This is a genomic window from Microbacterium soli (assembly GCF_039539005.1).
GTDB classification, from domain to species: domain Bacteria; phylum Actinomycetota; class Actinomycetes; order Actinomycetales; family Microbacteriaceae; genus Microbacterium; species Microbacterium soli.
On sequence record NZ_BAABCP010000001.1, the window covers coordinates 351,086 to 366,820 of the forward strand.

The 15,735-nt window shown below is 66.1% G+C and carries 9 protein-coding genes; 6 read left to right on the forward strand and 3 right to left on the reverse strand.

Going from position 1 to position 15,735, the window contains the following annotated elements; all coding sequences use genetic code 11:
- Nucleotides 1-61: 61 nt before the first annotated feature.
- The gene (locus ABD770_RS01685; protein WP_344817754.1) at nucleotides 62-7,153 is read right to left on the reverse strand and encodes an SdrD B-like domain-containing protein; all 7,092 of its coding nucleotides are present in this window, start codon (nucleotides 7,151-7,153) and stop codon (nucleotides 62-64) included.
- A 209-nt stretch (nucleotides 7,154-7,362) separates the two neighbouring features.
- Here ABD770_RS01685 and ABD770_RS01690 point away from each other — a divergent pair, with 209 nt between their 5' ends.
- From ABD770_RS01690 to ABD770_RS01715, 6 genes are all read left to right on the forward strand, one after another.
- Nucleotides 7,363-8,691, forward strand: coding sequence for a right-handed parallel beta-helix repeat-containing protein (locus ABD770_RS01690; RefSeq protein ID WP_344817755.1), 1,329 nt, complete (start codon nucleotides 7,363-7,365; stop codon nucleotides 8,689-8,691).
- Nucleotides 8,688-9,491 carry a hypothetical protein gene (locus tag ABD770_RS01695; protein ID WP_344817756.1) on the forward strand — a complete coding sequence of 268 codons (804 nt, stop codon included), beginning with the start codon at nucleotides 8,688-8,690 and terminating at the stop codon, nucleotides 9,489-9,491. The genes ABD770_RS01690 and ABD770_RS01695 overlap by 4 nt, the downstream gene beginning before the upstream one ends.
- Nucleotides 9,492-9,666: 175 nt before the next feature.
- Nucleotides 9,667-10,644: a Dyp-type peroxidase gene (locus ABD770_RS01700; RefSeq protein ID WP_344817757.1), complete on the forward strand. Its 978-nt coding sequence runs from the start codon at nucleotides 9,667-9,669 to the stop codon at nucleotides 10,642-10,644.
- A gap of 45 nt (nucleotides 10,645-10,689) precedes the next feature.
- A complete protein-coding gene (locus ABD770_RS01705) occupies nucleotides 10,690-11,139 on the forward strand; it encodes a MarR family winged helix-turn-helix transcriptional regulator (RefSeq protein WP_344817758.1) in 450 nt (149 codons plus the stop codon).
- Nucleotides 11,136-12,173, forward strand: coding sequence for an NAD(P)-dependent alcohol dehydrogenase (locus tag ABD770_RS01710; RefSeq protein ID WP_344817759.1), 1,038 nt, complete (start codon nucleotides 11,136-11,138; stop codon nucleotides 12,171-12,173). The genes ABD770_RS01705 and ABD770_RS01710 overlap by 4 nt, the downstream gene beginning before the upstream one ends.
- Before the next feature lie 146 nt (nucleotides 12,174-12,319).
- Nucleotides 12,320-13,921, forward strand: coding sequence for an MFS transporter (locus tag ABD770_RS01715; RefSeq protein ID WP_344817760.1), 1,602 nt, complete (start codon nucleotides 12,320-12,322; stop codon nucleotides 13,919-13,921).
- A 5-nt stretch (nucleotides 13,922-13,926) separates the two neighbouring features.
- Here the strand turns inward: ABD770_RS01715 and ABD770_RS01720 are convergent, their stop codons facing one another.
- Nucleotides 13,927-15,186 carry an RNA polymerase sigma factor gene (locus ABD770_RS01720; RefSeq protein WP_344817761.1) on the reverse strand — a complete coding sequence of 420 codons (1,260 nt, stop codon included), beginning with the start codon at nucleotides 15,184-15,186 and terminating at the stop codon, nucleotides 13,927-13,929.
- A gap of 7 nt (nucleotides 15,187-15,193) precedes the next feature.
- On the reverse strand, nucleotides 15,194-15,580 hold the full coding sequence (locus ABD770_RS01725; protein ID WP_344817762.1) for a YciI family protein: 387 nt from the start codon (nucleotides 15,578-15,580) through the stop codon (nucleotides 15,194-15,196).
- Between the last annotated feature and the right edge of the window lie 155 nt (nucleotides 15,581-15,735).

Below are 15,735 nucleotides of genomic sequence, written 5' to 3' on the forward strand. Positions count from 1 at the left end.
CAGGGGGAGGTGGCTCGGTCCGGTTTCACCGAATCGAGCCACCTCCCCCCTCAGCCACGCGTCAGGCTGATCGCACGCTCCTTCGGTATCCGACGCCGAGCAGGATTGCGCTCATCAGCAGCAGCCCGACTCCGCCGAGCCCGATCATGATCGGAGCCATACCACCGGTGATGGCCAGCGCGAGGGGAAGAGGGGCGTCCGCCTCGAGGACGAACCCGAAGTCGAGCGTGAGGTCGTCATCGCCATCAGTGAGCAGTGCCCGACTGACAGCCTCCCACGTCGACGAGTCGCGTTCACGATCACCCACACCCTCACGGGTAGGCAAGAGGCCCTTCAGCGCATCTGCGGAGGCGTCCCGATCAATCGTCACCTTGTACGCCTCCCCGTCGTGCAGCGCGGGCAGGTTGTCGAACAGGTACTCACCCTGTTCGTCTGTCGTCTGCGGGCCGACCGGTTCGCCGAACACGTCCGTGACCACCTCACCGTCCGGGCCGCTGATCGTCAGCACGACACCCGGGATGCCGGGTTCGCCGGGATCCTGGCGGCCGTTCTTGTCCTTGTCCTCCCATACCCGGTCTCCGACCGTGACGCGCTTGGTCACGAAGCCGAAGTCGAGCGTGGTGTCCTCGTCACCATCCTCGTCGAGACCGCGCGCCCTCTCCTCCCAGTCGGAGGAGTCGGCCGCCGGGTCCTCGCCCGCACCCGGGAGGGTGGGCACGAGGTTGTCGAGTGCGTTCTCCGACTTCTCACGGTCGATGCGCACGACGTAGGTCTCGCCCGCCGGCAGGAGCGGGAGTCGATCGAATCGGTACTCCCCGTCCTTGCCGGTGATGGCCGGATCCACGGGGTTGCCGTCGACGTCGACCACGGGCTCGCCGTCGGTGCGCTCGATGACGACCGTCACGCCGGGGATGCCCGGCTCGTCGGTCGGGTCGTCCTGAATGCCGTCGCGATCCTTGTCCTTCCAGACCCGGTCGCCCACCGACACCTCGGCGCGCCGCACCCCGGCATCCCACGTCGGGTCGATGCCCTCGGTGGCGGTGATGCCCCGGCGGTCGGTCAGCGCGGTGTTGGTGTCGTCCAGCGTCACCAACACGGTGGATCCGGATGTGCGCTTCGCATCATCCGCGATGGCATCGGAGTCGACCGTGGAGTCGTCACCCGTGTTCTCAGGAATCAGGATGTATCCGCGCGGGAGGGTGAAGTCGACCCGGTAGTCACCCGGCTTCAGCTCATCGAAGGAGTAGTGGCCCTCGCCATCCGTCGTCGTGCGAGCCACCTCGGTGCCGTCGGTGTCGCGCAGCACGACCGTCACGTCCGGGACGCCGGGTTCGTCGGCGTCCTGGATGCCGTTCGGGTGCGCCTGGTCGAGCCAGACGTAGTCGCCGATCGCGTAGGTCTTCACGACCGCGTTGTACGGATCGCTCGGACGGTTCGGATCCTCCGGGGTGCCCGGGTTCTCTGGGTCCACGATCGTCTTGCCAGTCAGCGCTCCGTCGGCCCAGAGGGTGACGACGTCGGTGTGCGGCTCGTGAGCTGCCACCCCGGTGAGGACGCCCGTGCAGCTGATCGTCTCGCCGATGCCCAACTCGCCGCTCCAGCGTGCGTCAGCGCGTTCGAGACTGAACTCGCTCGGCGCCTCGTCACCGTCGGTCGCGGAGCACAGCAACGGGTAGCTCACAGCGCCGGAGCCGGTCGTCGTCACATCGGCAAGGCCGATGTTCGTGATGGGCTCCTCGCCGTTGTTGAACACTGTGAACACCACATCGATCGCACCGTCAGTCGAAGACAGATCCGCCGGATCCGCCGGATCGTCGGCATCACGGCCCTCCACATCGGACTTGTTGACGCTTGCGCCCGGGGTCTTCAGCACGAAGCCGAAGTCCAGGGTCGGATCGCTCGCGCCGTCCTCGGTCAGCGCACCGGAGGTCGCCGACCCCGTCGACGAGTCCGTTCCCCGCTCGCCCTGGTTCTCGAGCGTCGGCTTGAACTTCGCGGGGACGTCCGAGATCGTCACGGTGTACGTCTCGCCCTCACTCAGCACCGGCAGATCCGTGAACTCGTACAAGCCGCGTCCATCGGTCTCCACCGGGGTCACCGGCTCACCATAGACGTTCCTGCCGTCCCAGCCGTCGGGCCCTGTGATGGTCAGGGTCGCGCCAGGGATGCCCGGCTCGCCGGAATCCTGGATGCCGTCGCCTGTGAGATCCTGCCAGACGAAGTCACCGACAGACACGGACTCGGGCACGATGCCCGCATCCCACCTCGGGTCCACCCCCTCAGTCGCGTTCCAGTCCTGATCGGTGTATTCCGAGGTCACCGAGTCGTTGCCGACGACGATGACATCGGTCCGTCCGTTCGTCGGGTCGGCGTCGGAGTCCGCACCCGGCAGAACACCGTCGGAATTCTGCTCGGTGAAGCGGTATCCATCCGGCAGGACGAACTCCACGATGTAGTCTCCGGCGACCAGGTCGTCGAAGAGATAGCGGCCGTTGCCGTCCGTCGTCGTGGTGACGTCGCGGCCGGACGCATCCTTCACCGCCGCGCCGGAACCGTCGAGAAGGTTGACGACCACATCTGCCATCGGCTTCTCACCGCCTTCAGCGCCCACGCGGTCCTGCTGACCGTTCTGGTTACGGTCGATCCAGACGACATCACCGATCGCATACGTCAGCTTTTCGGCGTGGTAGGGGTCGCTGGGACGGTTCGGGTTCTCCGGCGTTCCGGGGTTGTCCGGATCCTGCACCGGCAACCCGGTGAGCACGCCATCTGCGAAGAGCGTGACCACATCGGCGTGCGGGTCACCCGCGGTGACGCCCGAAAGGGCGGCCTCACAGGTGATCGTCGCGCCGACGGGCAGCTCACCATTCCAGCGGGCATCGGCCGAGGCCAGTGAGAACGAGATCTCCTCACCGTCGATCAGCGCAATGCAGTCCATCGGGTAGTCGACTGTGCCGGAACCGGAGCTCGCATCGCCCAGGCCGATGTTCGTCAGCGGCTCCTCACCGTCGTTCTCGATGGTGAAGACGATCGTGGTCCGGCCATCGGCGGGGCCGAGATCCACGGCATCAGCCGCGGTGTTCGCGTCGTTGCCGTCGGCATCCGACTTGTTCACCGTCGCGCCGGGGGTCTTCAGCACGAAGCCGAAGTCCAGGGTCGGATCCTTCTTGCCGTGCGAGCTCAGATCGAGCTGGGTCTCGGCGCTGTCAGTGGACGAGTCGAACTCGTCGGCGCCGTTGTCGGTGCCCGGCTCGGTCGGCGTGAACTTCTCGGGAACCGAGACGACCGTGACCGTGTACCGGCCGTCTTCGAGAACCGGCAGGTCGATGAACTCGTACTCGCCACCGTTCTCCGTGGTCTGCTCGGGGATCACCTCACCGGTCACCACGCTGTGCACCGGCTGCCCGTCGGGTCCGGTGATCTTCAGCACGACGCCGTCGATGCCGGGCTCGGTGTAGATGCCGTCGCCGTCGCGGCCCTGAATGCCGTCGGCGTCGGTGTCCCACCACACGCGGTCTCCGACCGAGACTGAAGGCGTGCGCGTAGCGTGGAACGGATTGTCCGTGCCGGGCGTCTCGGGGTTCGTCGGGTCGAAGGGCTTCCTCGGAATCGAATCGCCGCTGATGGCACCGGTGCCATCGATGGTTGCGACGTTCTCGTGGTCACCGATCACACCGGTCAGCGTCGCCTTGCAGTCGAAGGACGCACCGCGTGAGAGCGCCCTGCGATCGTCTCCGGCGGCTGCCCGGGATGCTTCCCAGGTGACGGTCCACGTACGGGTGCTCTCGTCGAAGACGCCCGCCGTCTCATCGCCGCCCGGGAAGTAGCAGATCAGATCCTCCACGTCGCCGCTGCCGGTGCTGACGTCGGTGACCACCACGTCGTAGAGGTCCTCCCCGCCGTCGTTGCTGATCTCGAAGAGCAGGGATGTGCTCCCCGCATCATCTCCGGAGACGGTCAGATCGACGGCCGAATCCGGCGTGTCGGCCGGAGCGACGTTCGCGGGATCGCTGTCGTCTCCCTTCAGGATGACGGCGCTGGGAGTGACCCGGACGAAGCCGAAGTCCAGCGAGAGGTCCTCACTGCCCGGAACAGTCAGACGCGTCGGGTTCTCCGTGTCCAGAGTCGTCGCGGTCCACTTGCTGGAGTCGCCGTCACGCCCGGTCCCGTTCTCCTGGGTCGGCTCGAACAGTGCCAGCGCTTCACTGGTTCTGACGTCATCACGGACGATGCTCACCTCATAGTGCTCGCCTTCGACGAGCACGGGGAGGTTCTCGAACAGATAGCGGCCGTCGGCATCGGTGCGGTTCTCGGTGAACTCATCGCCGAACACGTCGGTGCGCAGCTCCTCGCGCGAGTCGCCGCTCACCCGTTCGATCTTCAGCAGCACGCCTTCGATGCCGGGCTCGCCGTCATCCTGCACGCCGTCACGGCTGGAGTCCTCCCAGACATAGTCGCCGACGGTGACCGTGCCCAGCTTCCAACCGGCATCGATCGAGTGGTCGTTCTGTCCTGGGCCTCCGACAGCGATGAAGGCGTTCGCGCGCGTAGCGGGTTCCTCACCGGAAACGACGACGGGCCGTGCATTCGAGTCCCGCTGCGTCGTCTGATCGGTGCCGTCGTCCGCCTGCGCCTCCGTGAACAGCAGCTGGTTCCAGGTGACGTCGCCGATCGTCGGAGTCGCGCCGCCCCAGTTCAGCTGCACCGCTCCGGTGCTTGCTTCGAACACCACGACGTAGGCGCCGTCACGCGTGAAGCCGGGCGTGCCATCGGTCGGTGCGTCTTCGGTGCGGAAGAAGTACTCGCCGTTGTCATCCGTGGTCGTGGATGCCAGGACATCGCCGACTGGATCACCGTTGGCATCGGCGCGATAGAGCGACACCTTCGCCCCGACGATTCCGGGCTCGCCGGCCGTCTGGATGCCGTCGGCGTCGAGGTCGAGCCACGCACGGTTGCCGACCTGCACAGGGGCAGCCTTCAGCGCGAGCGAGAGCCCGCCCATGCCGCCGCCCTTCATGAAGCTGCTGGCGCTGCCGGTGGTGTGGTTGTAACCCTGGTATCCGTTACCCGTGGTGGTGTTGAACCAGCTCACTCCGTGGACGTTGACCATCCGCGTCGGGTCGAATGCCGTCGAGGCGACCTCTTCGCGCCCCGGGTATGCCACAACCGCGCCGAGAGCGGTTTCGTAGTGGTGCTTGTCGTTGCGAGCAACACTCTCCATGAAGTCATAGGCGCTCTGGTTGTCGTCGTAGAACTCCTTGGTCAGGTCGCCACCGGGTCCCTGATCGTTCGCACGGTGATGCGGGTCGTTCATGCTGGAGTGGTCATCGCTGCACGTGCGGTCGCCGGCGGTTCCGTCGTTCTCCAGGGTGAACGTGCCGTCCAGCTGACCGGTGCTGTCGATGTTCGGGGCGGCCAGCAGAAGGTCACCGCCTGAGAGCGTGGTGAAGAGTTCGCTTCTGCCTGCGATGGCCGGCAGGTTCCGGTTTCCGGATTGGATCGCCGTGCGGTCGGTGAACCCGAGGGTCATGTATCCCTGGCTGTCGATCGCGATGCCGCTCAGAACCCCCTGCGGGTACGCGTGGACCCACGTGTACCACTGGTTGTCGCCGCCGTTGTCGAGTCCGACGGAGTTGACGGTGCCGGTGTGCAACTCGTCTGGCGCGACTCCGGAGTTCGAAGTCGTCGGGGCGCTGTTCCCGTCCCAGCTCCACTCATCAGCCCAGGTGTTCCACCGCACCACCTGCATGTGGTTGGTGTTCCCGGGGCCGACGAGGTCGCCGGTTCCCCACATGTCCACGGAGTTGCCCTTCTTGTAGCCGAGATCGGCGGTGAGGGCGCTCTGCCATTCCGCGGCACCGGCGAGGACATCGTCCAGTCCTGCACTGACGACGTAGGCGTTCAGCCCTGCGCTCTTCGCGCTGGCCCCCGGAGTCTCGCCGGTATCGACGTAGCCGACGTAGACCGTGCCGCGGTCGATGGTGACGGCCCACGGCTGCTGGCCATCGGCGAGCTCGTCCGAGAACGGAAGCCTCGTCACATCCGTCGGCGACGGCTTGGAGCCGTTCTCCGGAAGATCCACGACGTAGAGATCGCGGTCGTGGAGGTTCACGAAGATCAGGTGCGAGCCATCTGCGGTGACGGCGACCCCGCCGATTCCCACCTTGCCCGCCTGTGCGAAAGCATCTGAATCCGGGAGCGCTTCTGTGGCGGAGTTCGTCAGGCCTCTATCCACGTTCGACAAGACGGTGCCCACGTCGATGCCGAGGTCATCGACGACGTCGAGCCAGGGCTCGACGCTTGTGCCGGTCGCCGCCATCCGGCCGTCATCGCCCATGACGCCGTTGATCCGGTAGATCCCGCCCAGACCGAGACTGCCGAGTGCGCTGAACCGCTTGTAGGTGGCTGCCGCGTACAGTGATCTCTGCGGAGCGTTGTACGCGAGTCCCCAGACCGATCCGACCTCACCGTATGTCGCGAACACCCGACGTTCACTCATCGCCGACGGAGACGACGTGACCGGGTTCGGTGTGACCTGCCAGGGTGTGCCGACGACTGCCGCTTGACTGCTGGCGTCGCCGCCCGGCAGGCCGGCCGACTGAATCGCTGCGAAAAGCGGCACCTCCGTCGCATCCACGTTCGAGGGGATGTACGTAACGGGATCGAAGACGCCGTAATCGACGCTCGATGCCTCCCCGGCGGTGATGAATCTGACGCTGCTCCTGCCCGCGTCGAACGAGTCTCCGAGCCCATGGGGCAGGCCCGTGAACTCCAGCCGGATCGGGTCGCCTGTCTCGACGCTCCCGTCCAGTTCCAGGATGTAATTGCCCCCGGCATCCGCGAGGGCTTCCGGCATGGACGTCGTGGATCCCACTGCAACACCGGACTCGTCGTACGCGGTGACGGTCACGCCGCCCATCAGTGCGTCGACGACATCGCCGGACGCGGTGAACTCGCCATCTCCGTCGTAGTCGATGAACACGCTCCCGTTGATCGGTTCAGCGGCGTGCGCGACCGTCGAGACGAGAACGAGTCCACCCGTCACGAGTGCCGCGGCGCTGAGACCCGCCAGTCCTTTCTTCAGCGACGTCGACTTCGGAGTCCGTGGGGCAGCATGCCGAGGTGCTCCCTCGGCATATCGACGGTTGGTCATGCGCTCATCCCTGTTTCGCAGAACGTGGTGCCCACCGAGCCGGCGGTGAGACACACATAGGTCGTCCATGGTTCTAGCAAGAGCGCCCTCGTCTCCAGACGGTGATCTCAGAAGACCCGCAGAATCTCCGATGAACGGCGTACGTAAACCCCCGTGGGTTGCCGGAACTGTCGGCTCCCGCCCTTCTCGGCTCAGTACACTCTCGTGACATGCACTCTTTCCGGAGCCTTCTGGGGATTCTCCTCGCCTGCGTCATCGGGGCATCGGCACTGTCCGGTTGCGCTCCGCGGACGGACTCGGATGGCGTCATCCATGTTCCTTCCGAAGCCGGTTCGCTGGCTCAGGCCGAGGAACTCGCCCAGCCCGGTGATGTGATCCTCATCGCCCCGGGCGACTACGAGGAGCAGCTCCTCGTCTCGACCCCGGACATCACGATCAGAGGCGAGGACCGCAACACCACGGTCATCGATGCCGCGGGCATCCGCCCTTTCGGGATCGCGGTGATGGCCGACGGCGTCCGCGTCGAGAACCTGACCGTGACAGGAGCGACGTTCTACGGACTGCTGTTCACCGGGCTGCACGACGACACCGGCCCGTCGGCACCGACGGCAGCCGGATACGAGCCGTGGAGCCCCGCCGATTTCCCGCCCTTGCAGAGATTCCTCGCAGACCACGTCACCGCGACCAACAACGGCCTGTATGGGATCTACGCGTTCAATGCGCAGCACGGCATCATTCGAGACTCGTACGCCTCCGGATCTGCCGACAGCGGAATATACGTCGGGCAGTGCACGGAGTGCGACGTTCTCGTGACGGGGAACGTCGCGGAGAGGAACGCGGTCGGATTCGAGAATTCGAACGCCAGTGACTCCGTATTCGTCGTCGGAAACAGGTTCTCGAACAACCGCGTCGGCTTGACGCTGCTCTCGAACTATCAGGAAGCGTTCCATCCTCAACGCGGGAATCTCATCGCCGGGAACATCATCTCCGACAACAACGAGACGCAGACGCCCGTCCAGGCGACGGGCGGCTTCGGCACGGGAATCGGGATCAGCGGGGGAACGAGCAATCTGGTCACACGCAACAGGATCGAGTCCAATCACCGCGCAGGAATCGTGCTGACGAACGCCGAAGATCTCGCCACCACGGGAAATGCGTTCATCGATAACGTCCTTCAGGACAACGCCAGCGCTGTCGTCAACGTCTCTGCTGAACGCGCACCTGCTTCGTCGAACTGCGCGTCGCCGAGCGCCGAGGACACGATTCCGTCGGATCTGTCTGCGGCGATGCACTCCCCGAACTGTGAGCCGTCGACCGCCGCGACCACGGCGTCCCCTCCGCAACCGTCAGCAGCACCCGATTGGCCAGAGGCCCCTGAGGGGATCAGCTTCCGGTCGGTGGGACTCCCGCAGGACCAGCCGAACCTTCCTCCGTCGCACAGCTACGGCCGTCTCCCCGATGACGTCTCACTTCCCGATCCCGCACGCATCTCCGTGCCGGACCCCGCGTTCCTCTCGGAAGCGAGTGGAATCCGTTGAGCACCGCACTCGCATGCCTTCGCACCGCAGCCCTTGCGCTGACCGTTGCCGTCGCGCTCATCACCTCCGGGTGCTCTTCGGATGCTTCCTGGCATCCGGTCACCACGGAGGAATCCCAGATCCTCGCCACCGTGCGCTTCAACAACTACGACGCCGGAACGCGAGATATCTCGACTCACGTCCGAGTCCTCGGCTCCGAGCTCCACCTTCTCGGCTGGTACGACTTCGCGACGCACGTCGGATACGCCTCCGTCGAAGGCGCGGGCTTCGCCGCACAGGCGATGCTGTGGACGCCCGCTCGAATAGGCATTCGCCCGCAGATGCCCGATCCTTCGGGATTCCCTGAGTTCCCCGTGCCCGATCCGGCACACGATGGGTGGGAGGTGCGCCCGCTCGACCCGACCGCGTCGACCCTCGACACTCTGCTGCTCAGCATCGCGACCCTCGGCAGCGATCGTCCGGACAACCCGCTGCTGCTCCAGCAATCCGGTGCCCTGTTCCTGGGAACCGGCGACCTCACGACGAAGGCCGGCCTCAGCGAAGATGCTGATCCGTCCGCCGAGCTCAGCATCTTCGCACCACCACCAGACGATGTCGCGCTCGGTCCGGAGGACGAGCGCCCGACACCGGAGTCCGCGGACGCGAGGCTGTGGGTCGATGACCGTGGGCTGCTGCATCACGCGGAGCTGCGCATCGGCGCGGAGTGGTCCGCGGTCGATTTCGGTTCCGGCGATGGGCCGGACCTCCATCATCTCGGCGACCTGCTCGCCTCGCACGGAGAGAAGGCAGCAGATGAGTAGGCGGCCAGGAGGCATCTCGAGACGCGGTCTCATGCTTGCGGCGGGACTGGGCGGACTCGGGGTCGGGGCCGCCGGCGGCGCAGCCATCACCGGTGCTGTGGTCCGGGACGAGTCTCCGAGCACTCCCCCACCGGCCTCAGTCGCGATTCGCCCCTTCGGGGACACTCAAGCAGGGGTGGACACCCCCCGAATTCCGCAGTCCTTCGCACGCTATACGGTCGCCGATCTGGACCTCACCAGCCTCGCGGACACGCTCACCCTGCTCGGGAAGGCGATCGGCGGCCTCGCCGATCCTTCTCACAGCTTCCCCGATGGTGTCGGCGATCTGACAGTGCTCGTCGGTCTCGGCCCTCGCCCACTCAACGCCCTGTTGCCTGCCCCTCACGATGAGTTGCTGGATATGCCGCCGTTCCGCGGCGACGACCTGCTGGATCCACTCTCCGTGGGAGGAGACCTTCTGCTCATCATCGCGGCAAGCGACCCCAATGTCCTCGACCCTGCGTATCGAGCCGTGATCGCGTCTGTCAAAGGCGTACAGGTGAGATGGACGGAGCTGGGCTTTCGAGGTGCAGGAGTCCGTGATGTGGCGCGCAACCCGCTTGGCTTCCACGATGGCATCGCCATCCCCCGTTCTCCAGACGGGCTCGCTGACGGTGTCTGGATCCAGGACGGACCGCTTTCCAACGGAACGATCTGTGTGATTCGTCGATTCGTCCTCGATGTGGATCGATTCTCAGCGCTTTCTTCCGACGAGCAGAACGCCATCATCGGACGCGACAAGGTGACCGGAAGCCCACTGACGGGAGGGGCCCTGCACGATGATGTGGACATCACCGCCAAGCAACCGGATGGCACCTTCATCATCCCTGCACACGCCCACATCCGCGCCGCACATCCGTCTTTCACCGGCAGCCCCCTCATGCTGCGGCGCAGCTACGGATTCACGCCCTCGGATGCATCCTCTCCCAGCGGCTTCACCTCCGGGATGCTGTTCACCTCATTTCAGAACGATATCCGCACTTTCGTGAAAACGCAGCAGCGCATGGATGAGAGCGATGCGCTTATGTCGTACGCCCGTGTCACGGCGTCCGCGGCGTTCGCGGTTCTTCCGGGATACGATCGCGATTCGCCTCTCGGAACGTTGAGTCCATAACCGCAAACGGGCCCCGCCGAACTTCCCGCCTGATATCGTTATGGCATGAACGTTCGTATCCGAACTAATAGATGGTCCAGCACCGCGGTGTCGATCAGTCCCGCGTTGACCGTGATCGAGACGGCACGCGCGATGGAGGAGCGGATGAACGCCGCGCTCACGTCCGCGTCGTTGTCGATGGCACGGATGGCCGTGCTCCACAGGCTTGCTGAAAGCGCAGCGCCGGTCGGCCTGAAGGACCTCGCTGAGGCGTTGGGCTGTTCGAAGTCGAATGCCAGCGTGCTCTCGGATCGGATGGTCCAGGACGGCCTCCTTCACCGTGAAGTGGATCCGACGGATCGTCGGGGTGTTCTGCTGTCTCTGACCTCGGCCGGATCAGCCGCGCACGAGGAGGGCTTCGCCATCATCCGCCGACAGGAGGAGAACCTCTTCGCCGACGTCTCACTGCAGGACCGCGACGCACTGCTTCGGACACTCGGGCAGGTCGCGCAATGAGTGCTCCCGTTCACCAGCGTGCCGTGATCCAGCAGCGTTTCGGCCCCGTCGAGGAAGTCCTCTCGTGGACGGAGGATCTTCCCGTCCGCCCACCGCAGGCCGGTCAGGTGCAGGTTCGGGTCGAGGCCGCCGGGATCAACCCGATCGACTGGCAGATGATCCAAGGCAACCGGCGACTGATCACGCCGCGCCGATTCCCGTTCATCCCGCTGTTCGACATCGCCGGGACCGTTTCGGCGGTGGGGTCCGGAGTGACACGATTCCGAATCGGGGACCGGGTTCACGGCGACAACCACCTCCAGGCCGGCGGCGCGTCGGAATATGCGAACGTGGATGAGTCGCTGCTGAACGAGATCCCGGCCGGGCTCGATTTCGCCGACGCCGCGGCGGTCCCGCTCGCGGCGCAGACTGCGCTGGCGGTCCTCGATGCGGGCGGAGTCACCAACGGGTCTCGGGTGGCCGTCATCGGGGCGTCGGGCGGGGTCGGCACGTTCATCGTGCAGATGCTGCGCAGTCGGGGTGCCCGCATCGTGGCCGTCTCGAGCAGTCGCAATCATGCACTGGTGCGAACACTCGGAGCCGACGATGTCATCGACCACCGCACGACGACACTCGCCGACAGCTATCCCCTCTCATCGTTCGACACCGTCATCGATTGCGTCGGTGGGCGGGACAAGTGGCTCCAGGCCAGAAGGGTGCTCCGACGCGGGGGAAGCTTCGTCACCATCTCCCGCGACGAGGACGAGACGGTGACCCCGGCGTCCGCTCTGCGGATGCTGGCCACGATAGGCCTGCGTCGCCTGCGCGGGATGATCGGAGCACGCATCAAGTACATCCCGGTCTTCCTCAGAGCATCCGCCGACCTCCTCGGACGTGTGGACGCCATGGTCGATGATGGCGGTGTCGCACCGCAGATCGCTGCGCGCTTCCCCTTCACCCTCGAAGGCGTCCACGCCGCCCTGGCACGCAGCCGGACCGGGCGCACGCCCGGGAAGATCGTCATCGAGATGACCCACGCCGGCGCCCCGCTTTGAACCATCCCGGGTTTGAGGTTATAGGTATAGGGAGAAGCATGGCCGGTTCGGCCGCCTGAGGATTCGGCGACCACCTCGTCCGGAGCATCGCAGCCCGGACGTCTCGTCGAGGCATTGAGACTCTCAGCGGGAAGGAGAGGAAGTCCGTGCAGGATGATACGTCGACGTCGAACGGTTCCCCAGCGAGCCGCCGGGAATGGGCGGGGCTGGCTGTGCTGGCCCTTCCCACACTGCTCATCTCACTCGATATCGGCGTGCTCTTCCTCGCCTTGCCCCACCTGAGCGCGGATCTGGGAGCCGGTGGCGTCCAGCAACTGTGGATCACCGATATCTACGGGTTCATGCTCGCCGGGTTCCTGATCACCATGGGCACTCTGGGCGACCGGATCGGACGCCGCAGGCTGCTGCTGGTCGGCGCGGCGGTGTTCGGCCTCGCCTCCGTGCTCGCCGCCTTCTCCCCCACTCCCGAGGTGCTGATCGCGGCACGCGGCCTGCTGGGAATCGCCGGGGCCACACTGATGCCTTCGACCCTGGCGCTGATCAGCACCATGTTCACCGACCCACGGCAGCGCGGCCTCGCCATCTCCGTGTGGGCAACCTGTCAGTTCACCGGAGCGGCCCTCGGGCCTGTCGTCGGGGGACTGCTTCTGGAGCACTTCTGGTGGGGAGCGGCTTTCTTGCTGGGCGTGCCCGTGATGGTCCTGCTGCTCGCGCTGGGCCCGGTGGTGCTTCCCGAAACCAGGAGTCACGAAGCGGGCCGAATGGATCTGCCCAGCGTGGCCCTGTCGCTTGCCGCGCTTCTTCCGGTCGTCTACGGGGTCAAAGAGCTGGCTGTCCATGGTGTCGGCCTCCTGGCCATCACGGCGGTCGTCGTGGGCCTCGTCTTCGGCTCGGTCTTCGTGTACCGCCAGTTGACACTGGAGGATCCGCTGCTGGATCTCCGCCTGCTGTCACGTGCCCCGATCGGGGTCACCCTGACGGCCATGCTTCTCATCGGGGCCTGTCTGGCGGGCATGTTCCTGCTGACCAGCCAGTACCTGCAGAGCGTCCTGCGCTTCTCCCCCGCTGCGGCGGGGCTGTGGACCGCCTTCGGAGGGCTGTCGATCGCGGTGGGCTCCCTGCTGTCCCCGATGCTGACCCGGCGCATCCGGCACGCCACCGCCATCACGGCCGGGCTCGTCGTCTCCTTCGTCGGTTTTCTGCTTCTCACCGGGGTCGGCGCCGAGGACGGCTTGGTCGCCGCTGTGACCGGTATCTCCCTCATCCATCTGGGTGCCGGACCGCTCGTCTCCCTGGGGACCGGCCTCGTGGTGTCAGGAGTGCCGCCGGAGCGGGCCGGTTCGGCCGCGTCGATCTCCGAAACCAGCAATCACCTGGGGTCGACGCTGGGCATGGCCGCCCTGGGCACGCTCGCCGCAGCCGTCTACCACACCCGCATGGCGGGCTTTCCTGACGAGGCGGTTGAGACCGTCGCGGGTGCCGACGCCCTCGCAGCCCGGCTGCCCGAGGCACGGCGAGCGGAACTTCTCGACGCCGCCCATTCCGCCTTCGCCGAGGGGCTCAATGCCACCGCCTGGGTGGGTGCGGCCGTTACCGCCGCACTCGTGTCTCTCATCGCGGTCATGCTCCGCCGGACGGGCTCTTCCCCGGCAGCCGAAGACCCCCGCGCCCCCGAGGACCGAGAGCCGAGCGCACCTCAGCAGGAATCAGAGACCGCTGACAGAAGCAGAGACCCGCTCCGCGACTGAGGGAACTACTCGATGGGTATGCCCTCATCCTGCGACCGGCATGAGGATCGCCGATCTTCGCGTCGGGATTGCAGAAACGTGCGCTGCCCGGGGTCGACGGTCAGAGCGATCGCGCGATCATAAGCCCTGATCGCCTCATCATCGCGTCCGACGAGGCTGAGCAGATGCGCCCGAGTCGCCCAAGCCGGTTGGAAGCGCGGTGACTCGGCGATGACGTCGTCAAGCATGGTCAGACCTGCGACGGGCCCGTCGGTTTCGGCCGTCACCGCCGCCAGCGCCGTCTTGCTGCCCAATGAAGGCGCGATCGCGTGCAGTTCTGCGTGCAGACTCCGCAGACTTCCCCAGGCGAGGTCATGTCCCGCGGCCCGGGCGCAGTGAAGGGCTTGAATGGCTGCCTCGAGCTGAAACCGCCCGACGGAGCGCCGAGCGTGCGCTTCTCGCAAGTGCTGATGCGCTCTGGCGATGAGGCCGGTGTCCCAGAGCGAGGTGTCCTGTGCTGCCAACGGAACGAAGCGGCCGTCCCCGGAGGCTCGGGCCGGCGCTCGCGCTGCGGAGAACAGTACGAGCGCTGCCAGTCCTCGAGCCTCCGGGTCGTCAGGTGCGAGTTCCGCGAGGACCTCGACGAGTCGCAGCGCCTCAGACGGCAGCGGGCGCGGCTCCTGCCCTCCTGTTTCCCACTCGATGACGTAGCACCCGTACACCGCCTCGAGTACTGACGCCATGCGACCCGGTACCTGCGTACGGTCAGGGATCTCGAACGAGATCCGGCTGTCCCTGATGCGTCTCTTGGCACGAACCAGGCGAGTGGCCATGGTGGCGGCGGGGATCGCGAACGCCTGTGCGATCTGCGCAGCCGTGAATCCCAGCACGGTGTTGAGCATGAGCGGTGCCCGGGCTGCGGGGTCGATCGCCGGGTGCGCGCAGACGAACAGGAGCTCCATCCGTTTGTCACCGATCGCGTCCGGGTCGATGTCCTCGACATATGAGAGCGACGCACCCGGCTCAGCGGCCAGCGGATCCGTCCGCCTCACCTCCGCGGACTTCCACCGATCACGCAGTCGGTTGCGGGCGACAGTGACGAGCCAGCCGGCCGGATTGGCCGGCACCCCCTGATCCGTCCAGCCCCGCAGAGCCCGTTCCAGAGCATCCCCGAGTGCGTCCTCGGCAGCGGCCAGGTCGCCGTCGGCGGAGGCGAGCATCGCCACGAGACGGCCGTAGCCGTCTCGTGCGGCTGCCGCGGCGACGGCGTACGCATCCTCGCGCATATCGGATTCAATCCGTTCGATCGGGCACCGTCCATGCCCCGTTGACGAAAGAGGTCGCCACGGGGCGGACTTCGATGGAACCGTAGCTTGCCCCTGGGCATCTTTCGGCCCAAGCAACCGCGGCGTCCGCATTCGGGACATCGATGAAGAACACGCCGGCGAGTGCCTCCTTCGTCGCGGCGAAGGGGCCATCCTGAATCTGAGTGGTTCCCGTCCGCCGGGTCACCGTGGTCGTTGCATCCGAAGAGCGCAGCACCTCGGCGCCGACCAGCACCCCTGCCTGCTCCAGCGCTTTGGTGTACTCGTCGAACAGACGCTGCATCTCTCCCATCTCATCCGCCGGGATCTCTCCGGGGGCGGGTTCTTCGTTGTGCAACAGCAGTGCGTATCGCATGCGGGCTTCCTCATCTCGTTCCAAGGTGGTGTCCGACCCTCTGCGGTCGGCTATTGACATGACGACTCAACCGGTTCGAAATCGCCACTCCCTCACGAAGCGGCTCAGAGCGTCGAGGCCGATGTTCGAAGGCAGGCGACGTCGACCGGTTCGGA

Bases quoted from the DNA above. Each gene is read 5' to 3' on its own strand.
- ABD770_RS01720 (WP_344817761.1), bottom strand. From the start codon at position 15,186: ATGCGCGAGGATGCGTACGCCGTCGCCGCGGCAGCCGCACGAGACGGC.
- ABD770_RS01690 (WP_344817755.1), top strand. From the start codon at position 7,363: ATGCACTCTTTCCGGAGCCTTCTGGGGATTCTCCTCGCCTGCGTCATC.
- ABD770_RS01710 (WP_344817759.1), top strand. From the start codon at position 11,136: ATGAGTGCTCCCGTTCACCAGCGTGCCGTGATCCAGCAGCGTTTCGGC.
- ABD770_RS01725 (WP_344817762.1), bottom strand. From the start codon at position 15,580: ATGCGATACGCACTGCTGTTGCACAACGAAGAACCCGCCCCCGGAGAG.
- ABD770_RS01685 (WP_344817754.1), bottom strand. From the start codon at position 7,153: ATGACCAACCGTCGATATGCCGAGGGAGCACCTCGGCATGCTGCCCCA.
- ABD770_RS01705 (WP_344817758.1), top strand. From the start codon at position 10,690: ATGAACGTTCGTATCCGAACTAATAGATGGTCCAGCACCGCGGTGTCG.